Annotated in this window: 14 protein-coding genes; 7 read left to right on the forward strand and 7 right to left on the reverse strand. The window is 32.9% G+C overall.

All coding sequences use genetic code 11. From position 1 onward, the window contains the following. Positions 1-11: 11 nt before the first annotated feature. Together ASE21_RS05360 and ASE21_RS05365 are read right to left on the reverse strand one after the other, a co-directional pair. Complete coding sequence (locus ASE21_RS05360) at positions 12-1,337, reverse strand: sensor histidine kinase (protein ID WP_057121538.1); 1,326 nt, start codon at positions 1,335-1,337, stop codon at positions 12-14. Positions 1,338-1,521: 184 nt separating this feature from the next. Then, positions 1,522-2,865: a sigma-54-dependent transcriptional regulator gene (locus tag ASE21_RS05365; RefSeq protein ID WP_057121539.1), complete on the reverse strand. Its 1,344-nt coding sequence runs from the start codon at positions 2,863-2,865 to the stop codon at positions 1,522-1,524. 156 nt (positions 2,866-3,021) lie between these two features. On the opposite strand from ASE21_RS05365, the gene ASE21_RS05370 reads away from it, so the two are divergent. From ASE21_RS05370 to ASE21_RS05380, 3 genes are all read left to right on the forward strand, one after another. Next, positions 3,022-4,266: an efflux RND transporter periplasmic adaptor subunit gene (locus ASE21_RS05370; RefSeq protein WP_057121540.1), complete on the forward strand. Its 1,245-nt coding sequence runs from the start codon at positions 3,022-3,024 to the stop codon at positions 4,264-4,266. A 103-nt stretch (positions 4,267-4,369) separates the two neighbouring features. Next, positions 4,370-5,077 (forward strand): ABC transporter ATP-binding protein, encoded by a 708-nt coding sequence (locus tag ASE21_RS05375; protein ID WP_057121541.1) that lies wholly within the window; start codon positions 4,370-4,372, stop codon positions 5,075-5,077. Positions 5,078-5,215: 138 nt separating this feature from the next. After that, positions 5,216-7,642 carry an ABC transporter permease gene (locus ASE21_RS05380; protein WP_057121542.1) on the forward strand — a complete coding sequence of 809 codons (2,427 nt, stop codon included), beginning with the start codon at positions 5,216-5,218 and terminating at the stop codon, positions 7,640-7,642. A 65-nt stretch (positions 7,643-7,707) separates the two neighbouring features. On the opposite strand, the gene ASE21_RS05385 is transcribed toward ASE21_RS05380, so the two are convergent. Continuing rightward, on the reverse strand, positions 7,708-9,327 hold the full coding sequence (locus ASE21_RS05385) for a murein L,D-transpeptidase (protein WP_057122339.1): 1,620 nt from the start codon (positions 9,325-9,327) through the stop codon (positions 7,708-7,710). A 418-nt stretch (positions 9,328-9,745) separates the two neighbouring features. On the opposite strand from ASE21_RS05385, the gene ASE21_RS05390 reads away from it, so the two are divergent. From ASE21_RS05390 to ASE21_RS05405, 4 genes are all read left to right on the forward strand, one after another. After that, the gene (locus tag ASE21_RS05390) at positions 9,746-10,876 is read left to right on the forward strand and encodes an Mrp/NBP35 family ATP-binding protein (RefSeq protein ID WP_057121543.1); all 1,131 of its coding nucleotides are present in this window, start codon (positions 9,746-9,748) and stop codon (positions 10,874-10,876) included. Between the two features lie 75 nt (positions 10,877-10,951). Further along, positions 10,952-11,191: a NifU family protein gene (locus ASE21_RS05395; protein WP_053469915.1), complete on the forward strand. Its 240-nt coding sequence runs from the start codon at positions 10,952-10,954 to the stop codon at positions 11,189-11,191. 217 nt (positions 11,192-11,408) lie between these two features. Continuing rightward, positions 11,409-11,885 (forward strand): hypothetical protein, encoded by a 477-nt coding sequence (locus ASE21_RS05400; RefSeq protein WP_057121544.1) that lies wholly within the window; start codon positions 11,409-11,411, stop codon positions 11,883-11,885. Between the two features lie 56 nt (positions 11,886-11,941). Then, the gene (locus ASE21_RS05405) at positions 11,942-12,259 is read left to right on the forward strand and encodes a 2Fe-2S iron-sulfur cluster-binding protein (RefSeq protein ID WP_057121545.1); all 318 of its coding nucleotides are present in this window, start codon (positions 11,942-11,944) and stop codon (positions 12,257-12,259) included. Positions 12,260-12,396: 137 nt separating this feature from the next. Here the strand turns inward: ASE21_RS05405 and ASE21_RS05410 are convergent, their stop codons facing one another. From ASE21_RS05410 to mscL, 4 genes are all read right to left on the reverse strand, one after another. Continuing rightward, positions 12,397-13,338, reverse strand: coding sequence for an SMI1/KNR4 family protein (locus ASE21_RS05410; RefSeq protein WP_057121546.1), 942 nt, complete (start codon positions 13,336-13,338; stop codon positions 12,397-12,399). 65 nt (positions 13,339-13,403) lie between these two features. Next, the gene (locus tag ASE21_RS05415) at positions 13,404-13,952 is read right to left on the reverse strand and encodes a YcxB family protein (RefSeq protein ID WP_057121547.1); all 549 of its coding nucleotides are present in this window, start codon (positions 13,950-13,952) and stop codon (positions 13,404-13,406) included. A 177-nt stretch (positions 13,953-14,129) separates the two neighbouring features. Then, entirely contained in the window at positions 14,130-15,119 is a 990-nt protein-coding gene (locus ASE21_RS05420; RefSeq protein ID WP_057121548.1) for an aspartate-semialdehyde dehydrogenase, read from the reverse strand. 177 nt (positions 15,120-15,296) lie between these two features. Further along, a complete protein-coding gene (gene mscL / locus ASE21_RS05425; RefSeq protein WP_057121549.1) occupies positions 15,297-15,680 on the reverse strand; it encodes a large conductance mechanosensitive channel protein MscL in 384 nt (127 codons plus the stop codon). Positions 15,681-15,739 lie beyond the last annotated feature (59 nt).

The raw sequence follows: 15,739 nt of genomic DNA on the forward strand, positions 1-15,739 counted from the left end.
AGTTCAAAAAACTAAATCAGGCAGATCACAAAACTTGTTTTATCTTCATCGGTTTGGTAACTTAAATAACCGCCGTGCGCTTCTATAATATTTTTAGAAAGTGTTAAGCCAATTCCCGCGCCGTCTTTTCTGGTGGTAAAAAACGGAAGAAACACCTTGTCCTGAATTTCAGGTGCGATTCCTTTTCCGTTATCAGAAATTGTGATGAAAAAGCGATTATTTTCTGTATAACTTGAAACGTACATTTTCTTTTCGGTTTTTTCTTTTAAAGCATAAACACTATTGGTTATCAAATTAATAATTACTTGCTCCATTTGATTTTTATCAATCATAATCGAACGTGAACTGTGAATTTCATTTATCAATTCAATGTTTTCTGCTTTCAAAATCGGACTCATAATTCGGAGACAGTCTTCAAAAAGAGCGTTTATCGACGTCATTTGTTTTAATGGTGTAGGCAGCATGGCCAGTTTACGGTAATTCTCTACAAAAACCTGTAAATGATCGCTTCGGTTTATAATGGTCGAAATACTGCTTTTAATATCATCAAAATCATCTTCTTCTAAATTTTCCTGATCGACAATATGCAGTAAATTTTGCGAAAGCGCACGAATTGGCGTTAAAGAATTCATTAATTCATGCGAAATAATTTTCATGAGATTAATCCAAGCTTCTTTTTCTTTTTTCTCAATAACACGCTGAATACTATCTAATAAAATAATAAAATATTCTTTATTATAAGATTGTGTCCGTGAAGTCCGGAGCATAAAAGTCTGCAGATCCTGTTCTTCAATTTTAATAGAAATTGCCGATTTTAATTCGCTGAATTCCGTTTTTTCAATTTCATTACAAAGTGCAGGCAGATAGTTTTTAAGATATTTCCAGTGACTTACTTTTGGAACTTTAAATAAATCTGAAAAACAGTCATTTATCAAAAAAATATTCCAGTCTTCTTTGTCTTTTTCAAGGATTAAAGCCGCTGTATCAATATTGTTTAAAAGCGAACGATAAATCATTTCTTTTGATGTCTGCTCTTGCTGCTGCAATTTTAAATTTTCGTATAACAAATACAGGCTTTTAAAATTGTCTTTTTTATTTTCTTCGGGAAAATTGGTCGAGAAATCATTTTGAAGAATCGAAAGTAAAGTCCTGTCATAAAACTGCAGTTGGTTTTTTACATAAAAATACATTTCGGCCAGAAATAAAAAAACGAAAAAACCAACCAAAAGTGCATTGTAATAAAAGATTTTATAAATAAGAAAAACGCAGAAGAAAGAGAGTATCATTACAAACAAAACTCTCACAAACAAAGCATTATAAAATTTCCAGTTTTTCATTTTTTATGTTTTTTTGCCACAGATTTCACAGATTAAAGGATTTTTTACCTGGTATAATTCTCCCGCAGATTCTGCAGATTAATTAAAATTCATTTTTTTCTAAATCTGCAGAATCTGCGAGAAACCAAAATTTAGACAAAGAAAAAATCCTTTTAATCTGTGAAATCTGTGGCCAAAATAATTTTTAACTTTTCAAATCATATTTTTCAATTCTTCTGTACAAAGCGGCTCTTGACAATCCTAATTCTTCTGCGGTTTTGGAGATATTTCCGTGATGTTTAAAAAGCGCTTTTTCAATTGCCGTTTTTTCCATTTCAGATAATGGATTATCATCGTTTTCCTGAATTTCTTCAAAGTTGAGTATATCTAAATCGGTTATCGAAATAGTATTGTTTTCAGCAAGAATTAAGGCGCGTTCGATTTTGTTTTCCATTTCGCGGACATTTCCTTTCCACGGATATCTTTCTAAATACGGCGCAACATTATCTTCAAAATGCCAGTTTTCCTGATTGTATTTTTCGGCAATATTTTCTAAAATAAAATTCGCCATCGGCACGATGTCATCTTTTCTTTCGCGCAGCGAAGGCAGATTTATTTCCATAGTATTAATTCTGTACAATAAATCTTCTCTAAAAGTTTTGCTTTTTACCTCCGCTTTAATATCATTGTTAGTTGCCGAAATTATTCTGACATTTAAAGGTCTTGGTTTACTTTCTCCCAAACGTGTAACAGTTTTAGTCTGCAGCACATGCAATAATTTGGACTGAAGATGAAGCGGAATATTACCAATTTCATCCAAAAAAATTGTGCCGTTCTGTGCCATTTCAAATCTTCCCGGCGTATCGGTTTTTGCATCTGTAAAAGCGCCTTTTGTGTATCCAAAAAGTTCACTTTCAAATAAATTATCACTTAAAGATCCTAAGTCAACATGAATAAAAGGTTCGTTTTTTCGTGCCGAATTCTGATGGATAAATTCTGCGAAAACATATTTTCCGGTTCCGTTTTCACCTAAAATTAAAACATTTGCATCAGTTTTGGCCACTTTTTCAGCTATAGAATAAGCTTGTTTTATTTTTTGAGAGGTACCAACAAAATATCGTTTTTCAGTTTTATCAACAGTTGGTTTTTTGCTGTTTTTTCGGCTTTCGGCTACAGCCTTGTCAATCGTTTCGAGCAGTTTTTCATTGTTCCAGGGTTTCAAAACATAGTCAAAAGCACCAATTTTTATTCCTTCTACAGCAGTGTCGATTTTCCCAAATGCCGTCATCAAAATAACAATTGTATTAGGCGAAAGTGTTTTTATTTCTTTCAGCCAGTGAATTCCTTCGCGACCGTCTTCAAACCCAATTCTATAGTTCATGTCCAGCAAAACGACATTTATTTCATTCTCATTTAAAATTGAAATGATTTTCTTTGGGCTGTTGGTTGTAAAAATTGTCTCAAAATGTTTTTTGAGAATCATTTTTGCCGAAAAAAGGATTTCTTCCTGATCGTCTACAATTAATATTTGGGCTTGCTTTTTTCTCATGCTGTAAATTCTGTTCAGTTTTGAACGGTCAACTGTTCATTATCGGACACTCTTTTTTTAGATAATTTTTAAAGTCACTTTAAAATCAGTGCTTTACAAAAAATAAATTTTATGGCACGGTATTTACCTATTGGTAATCAGTAAATTATTAAAAAAATGGACAAGGTAATTCCTCGTAAAAATAGAAAATTTAGATATCTCACAATAGCAATTGGAGTTTTTTTAGTTTTGGCTGTAATCGTGTTTTTTTCTTTTAATTCAAAAAGAAGTTTAAATGTAAAAGCAGACGAACTTTCAATTCACAAAGTGGAAAAAGCTTTTTTTGAAGATTTTGTTGTTTTTCAGGCAAAAGTTGAACCCCTGAATGTAATGCTGGTAAACGTTACAGAAGGAGGATCTGTAAAAGAGATTTTTGTAGAAAATGGCGCAATGGTTACCAAAGGGCAGCCGCTTGCACGCTTATACAACCCAAATACAGAACTAAATTATCTAACTCAGGAAACTGCCATTATCGAGCAGATTAATAATTTAAATACGGGAAAACTAAATATTAGAAATCAGGAATTGAATCTGACCAAAGATTTGGTTTTAATCGAACATGATTACAATGACGCAAAACGATTGTATGACGTAAATGCAAAATTGTTTGCCAAGGATGTAATTTCAAAAAACGACTGGAATACTTTTAAGGAAAGCCTTCGTTTTCAGGAAGAGCGCAGAAAAACGATTCAGCAGAGTATTCAAAAAGAAAAGCAGTCGAATCAGGTTCAGATTTCCCAAATAAATAATTCAATTCAGACTATGGAAAAAAGTCTTGAGATTTTAAGAAATAATAAAAAGAATTTCCTGATTACAGCGCCGGAATCAGGCCGATTAACTTCTTTTGAGCCGGTTTTAGGTAAAACATTTCAGGCTGGCGAAAGCATCGGAAAAATTGATTCAAAAAAAGGATACAAACTATCTGCAGATGTTGACGAGTTTTATTTGGAGAAAATTCACGAAGGTTTGAAAGGGCAGGTTGAATTTAAAGGAAAAACGCTTGAAGTCTTAGTTACCAAAGTTATTCCTGAGGTTAAAAACGGACATTTTATTGTCGAACTGGCTTTTGCTTCTAAAGAAGATATCGCTTTACAAGACGGTTTAAGTTTTGGGGTTAAGCTGGTTTTATCTGAGAAAAATAAAATTTTGGTAGTGCAAAAAGGAAGTTTTAACCAGGAAACTGCCGGTAAATGGATATTTGTAGTAAAAGGAAACAAAGCCGAAAGGAGAAATATAAAACTAGGCCGTGAAAACCCTTCGTATTATGAAGTACTCGAAGGCTTAAAGGAAGGCGAATCTGTCGTAATTTCATCTTACTCAGATTATAAGGATATCGAGGAACTTTCTATTCAGCCGCAGTAGTTTTTAGTTTTCAGTCTCAGTTTTCAGTAATCAATCTAATAATTAACAATTAAAAATCTCAATCATCAATCAAAAAACGTATTAATAACTAATCTTTAAAAATATGATAACGATACAAAATTTAACCAAAGTATTTAGAACCGAAGAAGTTGAAACTGCTGCTTTAAGCGGGATTAATTTAGAAATAAAAAAAGGGGATTTTTTAACCATTATGGGGCCTTCCGGCTGTGGGAAATCGACTTTACTGAATATCATCGGACTTTTGGACAGCGCAACTGACGGAAGTTACAAACTGTTAGATCAGGAAATGATTGGTTTAAAAGAAAAAGGAAGAGCCGCAGTTCGTAAGGAAAACATAGGCTTCATTTTTCAAAATTTCAATTTGATCGACGAACTTTCAGTTTATGATAATATTGAACTGCCTTTGCTTTATAACAATGTAAAAGCATCCGACAGAAAACAAAAAATTGAAGCTATTGCTGAAAAATTAAATATTTCGCACCGATTGAAACATTTTCCGCAACAGCTTTCCGGAGGTCAGCAGCAAAGAGTTGCCGTGGCAAGAGCTCTGGTAAATGATCCTAAAATTATTTTAGCCGATGAGCCGACAGGAAACCTTGACAGTAAAAATGGTAATGAAGTAATGGAACTTTTAACCGATTTACACGCTAAAGGTGCTACAATTTTGATGGTTACCCACTCTGATTATGATGCTTCTTTTTCCCAAAGAACAATTCATATGAAAGACGGAGTTATATTCTCTGAAAAACTAAATCAGAGAAATGTTGATGTTTTTATGGACGCTAAATAATTATAAGATGATAAACTTTGTTATTACCGCAATCGTAGTTCTGGTAGGATTTGTCTGCAAAATCTTTACTCTCCTGTAAAGAGCAGAAAACCGCCTTTTGACCAAAAAATAACTAACATAAATTATAAAACTTATACCATGATTTTTAACTGGTTTAAAATATTTATTTATCATTTAAAGCAAAGCAAATTGTTTTCGCTTTTAAATGTTTTAGGATTAAGCATTGGCGTTGCCAGCGTGATTTTTGCCATTTTATACTGGAATAACGAACACGCATACGACCAATGGAATCCTGAAAAAGAAAACGTATATCAGGTGCTGAATGTAATTGGATCGACCGGCGATACGTGGGCGACAAGTTCAATTCCGTTTGGGCAAACCTGTAAAGCAACAATTCCGGAAATCGAACAAATTTGTTTTGTAAACGACTGGTATAATGAAGCTGTTGTAAAATATCAAAACAAAAAAGTAATTGATAAAAAGATTACGGTAAGCGATAATAACTTTTTTGATTTTTTTCCTTTTCCAATTGTAAAAGGCGCTAAAAAAGATATTTTAAAAGAAAAAAACAGCGTTGCAGTTTCTGAAGAACAAGCTAAACTTCTTTTTGATAACGAAGATCCTATCGGAAAATCTATTACGTATAATGACCAGTCTTATATCGTAAAATCTGTTTATCGTATTGTAAGACCTTCTTCTTTTGAACCTAATTATGTTTTTGGCGGTATTATCCGCGAAGGCGATATTAACAACTGGGGAAATTTCAGCTACGGCTTAATGATAAAAGTCAAAAAAAATGCTGATATGAATGTTGTTTCAAAGAAATTGCACAACGTAAATTATGTAAACAGAACTTTGAAAGATGCTAAAGAAAGCGGCCAGACAGTTGAGCAGTATATAAAAGAAAACGGCGAAATAAAAGTTATTCTTGATCAGCTTAAAACACTCCGTTTACATGGTACAAAAACAACCGGATCTGCTTCTCCGGAAGGAAAAGGAAACTTGCAGCTTATTTATATTATGGCTGGTTTATCGATCTTAATTTTGGTTTTATCATTGGTAAACTATATTAATCTGGCAACAGCTTCGGCTATTAAACGTGCAAAAGAAGTGGGCGTTCGCAAAATTGTTGGTGCCTCAAAAAATCAAATTATTACGCAGTTTATATTCGAAACAGCAATAATTGTTACGTTGTCTATTTTGTTTGCTCTTGCTATTGTTGAGCTTTCTCTGCCGTATTATAATTCTTTTTTAAGAAAAACCCTGACTATGAATGGCGGTGAATTTTACCTGCAGCTCATTTTGATTTTTGGATTAGTAATCATTCTTGCGGGTATATTCCCTGCCATTTATATCTCAAATTTTGAAACTTTAAAAGTTTTAAAAGGTAATTTCTCCAGAAGCAAAAGCGGAATCTGGATTCGGAATTCTATGCTTATTTTTCAATTCGGAATTGCGGCTTTCTTTATCATTGGCGCTTTAATAGTAAATTCTCAGGTTGATTATATGATGAATAAAGATCTTGGTTTTAACGGAAATCAGGTAATCAGAATTCCGTTTAATTATCAGGATTACAACAAAAAGGGAGACAAATACCAGCTTACAAAACAGGAAATCCTTAAAATTCCCGGAGTTCAGGAAGTTTCTACTTTTGCCGGTACTTTTGGAAACAGCACCAATTCAAGTTCCGGTTTTACACACAATGGTGTTTTTGTTCAGCCAAGAAATGTCGAAATGGATTTTGACTTTTTAAAAATGATGAAAATTAAAATTGTGGAGGGTCGTGATCTTTCACCAAAATTTGCTTCGGACACCATTGACAACTGGCTGATCAATGAAACACTGGCTAAAACTTTAGGACTTAAAAATGCAGTTAATACTGTAATTACCTCAGGATGGTCTAATGGAAAAGGAAACTTAAAATTTAAAGTTGTAGGGATTGTAAAAGACTTTCATATTACAGGATTACAGAATAAAGTTCCGCCAATGGTTTTTATTAATATGAAAACTTTAAAATGGAATAATTTCCAAAATGTATATGTAAAAGTTTCTCCAGATAATTTATCTGAAACATTAGATAAGTTAAAAACATATTGGGAAGCAAATGTAAATCCGGATTATCCATTTGATTTCGAGTTTGTAAATAAAGGTTTTGCTAAAACTTATGAAGAACAAGTCAAACAAAAAGATCTCTTTTTTATCCTGAATCTTGTTGTAATTACAATTGCCATTTTTGGATTATTTGCTTTGGCATCATTTTCGATGGAGAGAAGGCTGAAAGAAATTGCAATTAGAAAAACGCTCGGTGCAGAAACTGATGTTTTACTGAAAGAATTATCAAAACAATACATTCTTTTCTGTTTAATGGGATTTGGGATTGGAATAGTTCCCGCTTATATCTTATTGCAGAAATGGCTGGAAGATTTTGCTTTCAGAATCAATATTTCGCCAGTTCCGTTTAGTATTGCGCTTGTTTCGCTGTTAGTTCTTACTTTGCTGATTGTTTTGGCAAAAGCGTATCAGGTTACTAAAATAGACGTTTTAAAATATTTAAAATACGAATAAGCTTGTAGACCATTTTTTTAAAAGAATCCCCGTCAGATATGAGAATCTTGACGGGGATTTGTTTTTTATTTTAATGCTACGGAGTCACCATACAGCAGTTTATCCAAACGTTTGTCCCGGTCGTATACATCCGGATAAAAACCAATTTCACCTTCATCGTTTACCCAGGAGGTAAAATATCCTATATAAATTGGAATTTTATTTTTGAGCATACAAGTGGTTTCTTTTTCTCCGCTCATAGCATTATTAATCTTATCAACTGGCCAGTCCGGATTGTCTTTTAAAATTTCTAATGCCAGTTGTCTGGCCTCTTTTACATTTATACATCCATGACTGAAAATACGTTTTTCAAAATCAAACAAACTTTTTGCGGGCGTATCGTGCAAGTAAATATCATTTGGATTTGGAAACATAAATTTGACTAACCCTAAAGAATTGTCCGGTCCCGGTTTTTGTCTTACAGCACCTCCGTTCCACTCCATATTATGATCTGCGAGATAATTTTTGTCTTCGGCCATTTTGAGTTTTAATTCATTTTTAATGATGCTCGCAGGAACGTACCAATAGGGACTAAATACAATCCTGTCAATATTTCCGCTAAAGATTACCGTTTCTGTCATTCTTGTTCCCACAAAAACATCCGAAACAAGATCATATTTTCCGTTCTTTACATAAATCAGCCTGAATGAGGGAATATTGACCATTACATATTCGTCTGCTTTTGTCAGTTTGGTCGGGATCCATCTGCAGCGTTCCATATTCAGCATTATGGTCCGGATACGATTGGCAATTGGTTCATTCATCTGATCAATTTGCTCTTTTGTAAAAGTATAGTTCAATTTAAGTCCGTATCGCTTTTTATATTTTAAAACGGCGTCCATCATTTCCTGATCGTAATATTGACTTTTAGAATCTTCCTTTAAATCGCCAACTACAAACAAACGTTCTCTAATCTGCTGAATAACTTTTCCGCTGTCTAAAGGTTTTAAATCTTTGAAATTTGCATCGTCAATCTCAATCTTTTTCCAAAGGCCGTTTTTTTCAATAGTCCGATATTTTTTTAAAACATCCTGAAGTTTATAATACTGACTAAACAGCAGATTTTCATCTTTGTTTAAACGATTTGGATCGCCCATTAAAGAGTCCAGAATTCGATCGTATGAAATTGTTTTGGTCGGAAGATACCATCCGATTTTTTTCAAAGTTTGTGCATCAACTCCTGAGTATACATTACTGGCATAAAACACGTACATGTTAGAAAGCAAAAGTTCAGTATCTGTCTGCGGAAGTTTATTTGAGACATTTTCGTTAAAAACATCATCGACCAAATCCATATACGGCATTTCGGCATTTATACCCTGCTCTTCCAAAAGACCAATTTTATGGTACAATAAAGCTCCAAATTCGCTGACACTTTTATCATCAAACCAAATTGTTTTATAATCTTTCTTTTTGTAAAGATCTTCAACATCTTTTTGATACGTTTTTAATTTCGGATACTTTTTGTAAAAATTCGTTATTGAAGCCGCATCGATTGTTCCTAAAACAAACCTGTTATTGAATTTAAAAACGGTTTCAGGTTCTAAATTTCCATTTTTAAATTTCGGCGTACCGCTTGCTGAATTAATAGAAAACATCAAGAAACAAGAAGCAGCAATTACTGTAAGAGAAGTAAAATTTCGCATATTTTTAAGCTTTAAATTTTGAAATAAAATCAATTTTAAAAAATATCGAAAACTCATAAAGAAGCTCCAAAAATAAGTCTTCATACTTTTTTGTACTATTTGGAAATCTTCGATTTAAGGCACTCAAATTTAATCAAGATAATTGACAATTCTTACATTTTCAGGTAAAATTTCATACAAATCAGAATGTTTTTATTTCACATTAAACGATCAAATAATAACATTTCAAAATAACTCCGCCATATTGCAATACTTTTAAAAATCGTCATGCATCATTTTGACTAATCCCAATATCAATAAATACAATTTAAAAGAGTTTAAATCCAAACTTAATCTGTTATCTTTGCAGTCTGAAATCAGTTTAAATTAATATAGAAATTTTAAACCGGTTTCTTTCCATACATAATAGCACAATAAAATGAAATTAGATAGAAAAGAAATTCTTAAAGCTTTAGAAACAATCACTATAGCGGGAGAAGGAAAAAATATGGTAGAAAGCGGTGCAGTGGCTAATGTACTTACTTTTGGCGACGAAGTTGTTGTCGATTTAGTATTGCACACACCGGCGATGCACATCAAAAAAAGAGCAGAAGACGATATTAAAAAAACCATTCATGAATTAATATCTGCTGATGCAAAAATTAAGGTAAATATTAAAGTAGAAACTCCTGAAAAAGCCGAAATTAAAGGTCGTGCCATTCCGGGAATTAAAAATATTATTGCTGTTGCTTCAGGAAAAGGAGGAGTTGGAAAATCGACTGTTACAGCAAATCTTGCCGTTACGCTTGCAAAAATGGGTTTTAAAGTCGGCGTTTTAGATGCAGACGTTTATGGTCCGTCTATGCCGATTATGTTTGATGTTGAAAACGAGAAACCGGTTTCAATTACTGTTGATGGAAAGTCAAAAATGAAACCAATTGAAAGTTATGAAATTAAAATGCTTTCTATTGGATTTTTTACAGCACCAAGCCAGGCAGTAATCTGGAGAGGTCCAATGGCAGCAAAAGCATTAAACCAAATGATTTTTGATGCAGATTGGGGAGAATTAGATTTCATGCTTTTAGATTTACCTCCGGGAACGGGAGATATCCATCTTTCAATAATGCAGTCCTTACCTATTACAGGAGCTGTTGTAGTAAGTACACCGCAGGCTGTGGCTCTTGCCGATGCTAAAAAAGGTGTAGCAATGTTTATGCAGGACAATATTAATGTTCCTGTATTAGGAATTATTGAAAACATGGCTTATTTTACACCTGAAGAACTTCCTGATAATAAATACTATATTTTTGGACAGGAAGGAGCAAAAAATCTTGCTGAGGATTTAAACGTTCCATTTTTAGGAGAAGTTCCAATTGTACAATCTATTCGTGAAGCAGGAGATTACGGACGCCCGGCGGCTTTACAAACTGCATCGCCAATTGAAGCTGTTTTTGAAGAAATCACAAGAAATGTAGTTCAGGAAGTAGTAGCCAGAAATGAAAGCCTTCCGGCTACAGAAGCTATTAAAATTACCACAATGGCAGGATGCTCTGCAGTAAAGAAAAATTAAATAATTAGATAATGAGATAATACGGCAATTAGGTAATTACCTAATTGGCACATTTTCACAATTGACACATTAATTATGACAACAGAAGAATTAACAAATAATGTTTTATTGGCCTTAGATGAGATCAGGCCGTTCTTAAAGTCTGACGGCGGAGATATTTCGCTGATTTCTATTGATGATGATAAACATGTCAAAGTTCGTCTGGAAGGCGCATGCATAAGCTGCAGCGTAAACCAGATGACACTTAAAGCCGGAGTTGAAACTACGATAAAAAAATATGCCCCGCAGATTGAAACTGTGGTCAATATTATGTAACAAAAAACCGGTATTTAGTATGCCCATTTGACTCATTTGAATTAACAAGAATAATAGGCCTTTAAGTGATAACCTTTGCAAAAATTCAATAAAGACACTGCTTTTTAATGGTTTTTTGAAGATTTCATAAAAAACAATATAAAGATTTAAGAGTTTCAGTTAACTAATTGTTACATTTTTAACTTAAATTTGTGACATAACCCTTAATCTTATATTTATGAAGAAGTTTTACACTCTATTTTTATTATTGTTTTTTGCGTCAGGGACTTACGCACAAATTAAAACAGTTGTTGTTGATAAAGCCTGGATAAGCGAGGCCGAAGAATGGTCAGATTTTACTTACTCAGGAAAAATTGTGTTTTCGATCAATCCGAATGACACACCTGGAACTTTAAGTATCGGGAATTATGATTTCCTGTATGATTTTGTTGATGGAAAAGGAAAATTTACAAACAAAGCCACATACAGTTCAGCTCAGTTTTTAAACCCAAGAAAGGTTTCTGCAACAACTGACAAACAAGGAGTTCTAAATTCGACTTATGAAGGTACATTGATTTTTCAGTCAGATAGAGATTATTATTCAGTAGTTGCAATTATTACAATTCTTGAAAAAAATGATTATGTTTTAGGTGTAAAGATGCGTCTTAAAGAAAGCAATGGCAAAGAATACGCATTTAGCACTAAATCAAGTTAGTATAAATACAGGATTTTTTCACGTTATAAAATCCTACCAATAAATTCCCATAATAAATGGATGTATTAATAAAGATTAAAGATCGAGAAGGAGTTATACACGAATTACAGGCTCCGACTGATATGGCAATGAATATAATGGAGTTATGCAAAGCATACGAACTTCCTGTTGAAGGAACCTGCGGAGGAATGGCAATGTGTGCTTCCTGCCAGTGTTATGTTCTAAATGATGTTGCATTACCAGAAATGGGAGATGAAGAAGAAGCTATGCTTTCGGAAGCGTTTTATGTTAAATCTAACAGCCGTTTAGGTTGTCAGATCCCAATTACTGAAGATTTAGAAGGGCTGGAATTAGAACTGGCTCCGGAATATTAAAAATTAAAAAAAGGCGGGAATTATTTGTTTCCGCCTTTTTTTATATATATTGAGTTCTTAAACCTATCAGCTTTATTCTAACAGATATCTTTTTCAAAGTTTAAAACTTTGAAAAGATTTAGAGAAATAAAATGGTTTTAGAATTTACCTTCTTTAATTAATTCTCTTATGGCATCGTGTATATGAAACTCTCTTAATGCTTCTCCCTTGTTTATATTTAACTGATTTAAAATAGAATCGAAAAATTGTTCCAGATCATCTGCCATTACATACATATCTTCTTCATCTCTTCCAAAATTAATAATCTGTCCTCTTTTTCCGTTTACATCCGGATCTAAATCCATACCTATATAATTTCCTCCATGATCAGAAAAAACCGGAATCCATTTATGATTAAAATATTTCTTTTTAATCGCATTTTCCGGAGTTGAAGTGAAATCAATATCTTCATCAAAATTGTAATTTTTTCTTTCCCATTCAAATATTCCAGTATTATAAAGCGTAAATTCTATTTTGTCCCAGTTATACGATTCATATTCTAATTCATGAAGTTCTCTAACTACATCTAAAAAAGAATTAAGATCAGATATCTTAAAAAATTCTTTTTCGCCTGAAGTGGTATTTTCATTCTCATACAATGCGGGACCGCTAATTGAATTTCCACTGCATGAAAACTTAACTTTAAACCAGTATTTATCTCTCGGAATGTCGTTAACACATATTGCTACAATTTTGTGCATTAAAGCGCCAGATACTTCTGGATCAGTTACTCTTTGTGGCTGCGGTTTAATTAAAGATCTGGCGAATTCTAAATCTTTAACAATAGAATCGCTGCTCATAAATGCATCTCCAAAAAATAATGGAAAACTATCACTTAGCTGACCATTGGCTTTTGTATATAATGTTTTAAAATGATCCGGAAGGATTTCTCCAGACAGTTCTTCAATATTCCTGATTTCTTCAGCAGTAATTGGTTTGTTTAATTCCCAAATAATCTCTTTTCTATCTTTATTTTCATCTATTGAAGGATTGTTAATTTGCCAATTTACAATAGAATCCCATTTTTCTAATATACTCATTTTTAATTTATTTTAATGCCCCCCTTTCAGAATCACGTTTAATACATTGTATTTCAAAATATCTTTTATTTCCATTTCCAGTCTAACTCTGAAAGAAAATTAATTCCCGCTTTTTCAGCTATCATTTTTAATTCTGATCTTACATCTTCAATGTTACTCATTCCATATTTTGGAATCATAATACTCAGACGCGTTTTTAAGGCAATAAAAAAATAATCTGTGATTTCGCTTATATTTTCAATTGCAGAAAAATTTATTTCAGAATTTCCAATGCCTTCACTATAACCTTCAAATGCATTTTCTTTAAAAGTTATCGACGAAGTGAGTCCTATTCTGTTTTTAAAATTCTCTTTTACATATTTTGTAAAGACTCTCTCGTAATATTTTTTTAAATAAACAGGAAAGAGAAAAAAGCAGATAACACCTGATCCCGCAAAATAATACATCAAAACCCTATTTTGAGTAATATAAAATAGAAAACTTAATCCTAACAGCCCTATTAAAACAAATAAGCGGCTTTTTTTTCGCTGATCCTTAATAAGTTTACTTTTTGACGCCAGATATAATTGCTGTTGTAAATAATCGTGTTCTGTTAAATTGTATTGTAGTTTCATATAGTTTTAATTGTATCGACAAAGCTTTTATCAGGAGCAAAAATATCCGTAAAAACCTTTTTAAGAAGTCATAATCAGCCTTAAAACTATCAAAATAAGCCATTTATAAACACAAAAAAACCGTAATACATTTCTGCATTACGGTTTTCTCTATAACAATTTTCTTTAATCTCTCAATTATACCAAACCAGCTTTAATTAAATATTCAGCGATTTGGATCGTGTTTGTAGCAGCACCTTTTCTTAGGTTATCAGCAACGATCCACATGTTTAATGTATTTGGCTGGCTCTCGTCACGACGGATTCTTCCAACAAAAACATCATTTTTACCTTCTGCATATAAAGGCATTGGATAAGTGAAAGTATCTAAGTTATCCTGAACCACTACTCCATCTGTATTGTGAAGAATTTCACGAACTTCGTTTACATCAAAATCGTTTGTAAACTCAACATTTACGGCTTCACTGTGTCCGCCTACAACCGGAACACGAACTGCGGTAGCTGTAACTCTAATGGTGTTATCACCCAGGATTTTTTGAGTTTCACGAACCAATTTCATTTCTTCTTTTGTGTATCCGTTTTCTTCAAAACTATCGCAGTGTGGAATCGCATTACGGTGAATTGGATATTTATAAGCCATATCGCCCTGAATTCCTGCGTATTCGTTTTCTAATTGTTTAACCGCTTTTACACCCGTTCCAGTAATCGATTGGTAAGTAGAAACAATGATTCTCTTAATGTTGTATTTTTTATGCAGAGGCGCCAAAGTCATTACCATTTGAATAGTAGAACAGTTTGGGTTTGCGATAATTTTATCTTCTCTTGTTAAAACATCAGCATTGATTTCCGGAACTACTAATTTTTTAGTCGGGTCCATTCTCCATGCAGAAGAGTTGTCGATAACAGTTGTTCCGGCAGCAGCAAATTTTGGCGCCCATTCTAATGAAGTATCACCGCCTGCAGAAAAAACAGCGATATCAGCTTTCATATCAACAGCAGTTTGTAAACCAACTACTTTATATTTGGTTCCTTTATATTCGATTTCTTTTCCTACTGATCTTTCAGATGCAACAGGAATTAATTCTGTAACAGGAAAATTTCTTTCTGCTAATACTTTAAGCATTACTTCGCCAACCATTCCGGTAGCACCTACAACTGCAATTCTCATTATTTATATTTTTAAATAGCTAATTATTCTAATTTTACTCTGCAAAAATAGTTATAATAAAAACGAAAACAATACGCTTCACAAAAAATAACAAAATGTTATAAATTAAACAATTTATAAAAAAACCGCCTCAATCAAAAGGCGGTTAAGTTAGACTTAGTGCAGCGGTATATTGTATTATTGTTTATTTTTCAAAAGATCTCTAATCTGCGTAAGCAATTCTTCCTGAGTTGGTGCTGCTGGCTGATTCGGTGCCGGCTCTTCTTTCTTTTTAAGATTGTTTAATCCTTTAATAATCAGGAATAAAACGAATGCCACAATTATAAAGTTTATAACTGCCGAAAGAAACATTCCGTATTTTACACCGCCAAAGGCCGTAAGATCCTGAATTTTTTCTAAATGTGCTGCTTCCAGAGCTGGTTTTAATACTAAAGGTGTAATTACGTCTTCGATAAATGAACTTACAATCTTACCAAAAGCAGCTCCAATAATTACAGCAACAGCAAGGTCAACTACATTGCCTTTCATTGCAAATGCCTTAAATTCTGAAAAAAATCCCATATCTGATTTGTTTAGTTTTTAAATAAATGAATATCGAAAATACGTAATTTTCTTCATAA

Source organism: Flavobacterium sp. Root901 (assembly GCF_001429765.1).
In the GTDB taxonomy this organism is placed as follows: Bacteria; Bacteroidota; Bacteroidia; order Flavobacteriales; family Flavobacteriaceae; genus Flavobacterium.

Coding starts and splice junctions, on each gene's coding strand:
- ASE21_RS05415 (WP_057121547.1), bottom strand. CDS start 13,952: ATGAAACTACAATACAATTTAACAGAACACGATTATTTACAACAGCAA.
- ASE21_RS05375 (WP_057121541.1), top strand. CDS start 4,370: ATGATAACGATACAAAATTTAACCAAAGTATTTAGAACCGAAGAAGTT.
- ASE21_RS05380 (WP_057121542.1), top strand. CDS start 5,216: ATGATTTTTAACTGGTTTAAAATATTTATTTATCATTTAAAGCAAAGC.
- mscL (WP_057121549.1), bottom strand. CDS start 15,680: ATGGGATTTTTTTCAGAATTTAAGGCATTTGCAATGAAAGGCAATGTA.
- ASE21_RS05365 (WP_057121539.1), bottom strand. CDS start 2,865: ATGAGAAAAAAGCAAGCCCAAATATTAATTGTAGACGATCAGGAAGAA.
- ASE21_RS05390 (WP_057121543.1), top strand. CDS start 9,746: ATGAAATTAGATAGAAAAGAAATTCTTAAAGCTTTAGAAACAATCACT.
- ASE21_RS05405 (WP_057121545.1), top strand. CDS start 11,942: ATGGATGTATTAATAAAGATTAAAGATCGAGAAGGAGTTATACACGAA.
- ASE21_RS05395 (WP_053469915.1), top strand. CDS start 10,952: ATGACAACAGAAGAATTAACAAATAATGTTTTATTGGCCTTAGATGAG.
- ASE21_RS05385 (WP_057122339.1), bottom strand. CDS start 9,327: ATGCGAAATTTTACTTCTCTTACAGTAATTGCTGCTTCTTGTTTCTTG.
- ASE21_RS05360 (WP_057121538.1), bottom strand. CDS start 1,337: ATGAAAAACTGGAAATTTTATAATGCTTTGTTTGTGAGAGTTTTGTTT.
- ASE21_RS05410 (WP_057121546.1), bottom strand. CDS start 13,338: ATGAGTATATTAGAAAAATGGGATTCTATTGTAAATTGGCAAATTAAC.
- ASE21_RS05420 (WP_057121548.1), bottom strand. CDS start 15,119: ATGAGAATTGCAGTTGTAGGTGCTACCGGAATGGTTGGCGAAGTAATG.
- ASE21_RS05370 (WP_057121540.1), top strand. CDS start 3,022: ATGGACAAGGTAATTCCTCGTAAAAATAGAAAATTTAGATATCTCACA.
- ASE21_RS05400 (WP_057121544.1), top strand. CDS start 11,409: ATGAAGAAGTTTTACACTCTATTTTTATTATTGTTTTTTGCGTCAGGG.